Source organism: Muribacter muris (genome assembly GCF_001038205.1).
GTDB lineage: Bacteria > Pseudomonadota > Gammaproteobacteria > Enterobacterales > Pasteurellaceae > Muribacter > Muribacter muris.
This window is the reverse complement of the sequence record NZ_JWIZ01000007.1, coordinates 1-3,438: the sequence shown is the minus strand read 5'-3', so window position 1 is coordinate 3,438 and position 3,438 is coordinate 1. Positions and strand designations below refer to the sequence as shown.

At 49.2% G+C, this 3,438-nt stretch carries 2 rRNA genes; both read left to right on the top strand.

The features are described from left to right. Positions 1 to 214: 214 nt before the first annotated feature. Positions 215 to 3,113: ribosomal RNA gene (locus RO21_RS01370) — 23S ribosomal RNA — on the top strand. A gap of 133 nt (positions 3,114 to 3,246) precedes the next feature. Beyond that, positions 3,247 to 3,362, top strand: a 5S ribosomal RNA gene (gene rrf, locus RO21_RS01365). Positions 3,363 to 3,438 lie beyond the last annotated feature (76 nt).

Here is a 3,438-nt window from a genome sequence, read left to right as displayed (position 1 = left end):
TTTGCCAATGATGATGGCTTTCAATCCACAATAACGTGAATGAAAGTGTTGTCTGATGCTCTTTAAAAACCTGGAAACAAGCTGAAAACTGAGAGATTTTTCAAGCAATGAAAAGTCTGAGTAAAAACAAAGCAAAAACCAATCCTTGTCTGTAAAAAGGCAGACAAGTCAGTTGTAGAATATACGACTCCAAGGAAAACCCTTGAGGTTGTATAGTTAAGCGACTAAGCGTACACGGTGGATGCCTTGGCAATCAGAGGCGATGAAGGACGTGCTAATCTGCGATAAGCTTGGATGAGTCGATAAGAGACGCTTAATCCAAGATGTCCGAATGGGGAAACCCAGTAGGTGAAGAACCTACTATCAACAAGTGAATCCATAGCTTGTTGAGGCAAACCGGGAGAACTGAAACATCTAAGTACCCCGAGGAAAAGAAATCAACCGAGATTCCGTCAGTAGCGGCGAGCGAACGCGGAGAAGCCATCAAATGTTATCTCATCAATTAGGAGAATCAACTGGGAAGTTGAATCACAGAGGGTGATAATCCCGTATCCGAAAATTAATGGGAAGAACTAAGTTTGAAATAAGTAGGGCGGGACACGTGATATCCTGTCTGAAGATGGGGGGACCATCCTCCAAGGCTAAATACTCCTGATTGACCGATAGTGAACCAGTACCGTGAGGGAAAGGCGAAAAGAACCCCAGCGAGGGGAGTGAAATAGAACCTGAAACCGTGTACGTACAAGCAGTGGGAGCAGACTCGTTCTGTGACTGCGTACCTTTTGTATAATGGGTCAGCGACTTATATTTTGTAGCAAGGTTAACTGAATAAGGTAGCCGTAGGGAAACCGAGTCTTAACTGGGCGAACAGTTGCAAGGTATAGACCCGAAACCCGGTGATCTAGCCATGGGCAGGTTGAAGGTTGGGTAACACTAACTGGAGGACCGAACCGACTAATGTTGAAAAATTAGCGGATGACCTGTGGCTGGGGGTGAAAGGCCAATCAAACCGGGAGATAGCTGGTTCTCCCCGAAATCTATTTAGGTAGAGCCTTGAGCGAACACCTTCGGGGGTAGAGCACTGTTTCGGCTAGGGGTCCATCCCGGATTACCAACCCGATGCAAACTGCGAATACCGAAGAGTGATACTCAGGAGACACACGGCGGGTGCTAACGTCCGTCGTGGAGAGGGAAACAACCCAGACCGCCAGCTAAGGTCCCCAAGTCTATGTTAAGTGGGAAACGAAGTGGGAAGGCTTAGACAGCTAGGATGTTGGCTTAGAAGCAGCCACCATTTAAAGAAAGCGTAATAGCTCACTAGTCGAGTCGGCCTGCGCGGAAGATGTAACGGGGCTCAAACATAGCACCGAAGCTGCGGCATCAGAGTCAATCTGTTGGGTAGGGGAGCGTCGTGTAAGCGGATGAAGGTGAACTGAGAAGTTCGCTGGACGTATCACGAGTGCGAATGCTGACATAAGTAACGATAAAACGGGTGAAAAACCCGTTCGCCGGAAGACCAAGGGTTCCTGTCCAACGTTAATCGGGGCAGGGTGAGTCGGCCCCTAAGGCGAGGCTGAAAAGCGTAGTCGATGGGAAACGGGTTAATATTCCCGTACTTGGTGATATTGCGATGTGGGGACGGAGAAGGTTAGGTTAGCGGACTGTCGGATATGTCCGTTTAAGCCGGTAGGTGGAAATTCCAGGCAAATCCGGAATTTCTTAACGCCGAGACGTGATGACGAGTGTCTACGGACACGAAGTAACCGATACCACGCTTCCAGGAAAAGCCACTAAGCGTCAGATATCACTAAACCGTACTGAAAACCGACACAGGTGGTCAGGTAGAGAATACTCAGGCGCTTGAGAGAACTCGGGTGAAGGAACTAGGCAAAATAGCACCGTAACTTCGGGAGAAGGTGCGCCGGCGTAGCTTGTAACCCCCTGCGGGTGAAGGGTGAACCGGTCGAAGATACCAGCTGGCTGCAACTGTTTATTAAAAACACAGCACTCTGCAAACACGTAAGTGGACGTATAGGGTGTGATGCCTGCCCGGTGCTGGAAGGTTAATTGATGGTGTTATCGAAAGAGACGCTCCTGATCGAAGCCCCAGTAAACGGCGGCCGTAACTATAACGGTCCTAAGGTAGCGAAATTCCTTGTCGGGTAAGTTCCGACCTGCACGAATGGCATAATGATGGCCAGGCTGTCTCCACCCGAGACTCAGTGAAATTGAAATCGCCGTGAAGATGCGGTGTACCCGCGGCTAGACGGAAAGACCCCGTGAACCTTTACTATAGCTTGACACTGAATATTGAATTTTAATGTGTAGGATAGGTGGGAGACTTTGAAGTAGGCACGCCAGTGCCTATGGAGTCGTCCTTGAAATACCACCCTTTAACGTTTGATGTTCTAACGAAGATTGCGAAACGCGGTCTCGGACAGTGTCTGGTGGGTAGTTTGACTGGGGCGGTCTCCTCCCAAAGTGTAACGGAGGAGCACGAAGGTTTGCTAATGACGGTCGGACATCGTCAGGTTAGTGCAATGGTAGAAGCAAGCTTAACTGCGAGACGGACAAGTCGAGCAGGTGCGAAAGCAGGTCATAGTGATCCGGTGGTTCTGTATGGAAGGGCCATCGCTCAACGGATAAAAGGTACTCCGGGGATAACAGGCTGATACCGCCCAAGAGTTCATATCGACGGCGGTGTTTGGCACCTCGATGTCGGCTCATCACATCCTGGGGCTGAAGTAGGTCCCAAGGGTATGGCTGTTCGCCATTTAAAGTGGTACGCGAGCTGGGTTTAGAACGTCGTGAGACAGTTCGGTCCCTATCTGCCGTGGGCGTTGGAGAATTGAGAGGGGCTGCTCCTAGTACGAGAGGACCGGAGTGGACGCACCGCTGGTGTTTCGGTTGTGTCGCCAGACGCATTGCCGAGTAGCTACGTGCGGAAAAGATAAGTGCTGAAAGCATCTAAGCACGAAACTTGCCTCAAGATGAGTTCTCCCAGTCTATAAGACTGTAAGGGTTGTTGGAGACTACGACGTAGATAGGTGGGGTGTGTAAGTGTTGTGAGACATTGAGCTAACCCATACTAATTGCCCGAGCGGCTTAACTATACAACGCTCAAGGGTTTTTGGAAAACCAGACAAAGCGAAAGCAAAAAAGTAAAAGCAAGAAAAACACTCAGACAGCTTGTTCCGATTTTAAAGAGATAAGAAGAGAAAAGACAACAATATCATCACCGATTTTCCTGATGGTCATAATGCTGTGGACCCACCTGATTCCATCCCGAACTCAGAAGTGAAACGCAGAGATGCCGATGGTAGTGTGGGGCTTCCCCATGTGAGAGTAGGGCACCATCAGGGGATTAATTAAAGCAAGAAGGCAAAAACAAAACCCCCGAGCCAAATGGCTTGGGGCTTTTATGCTTGTAACGCAAAA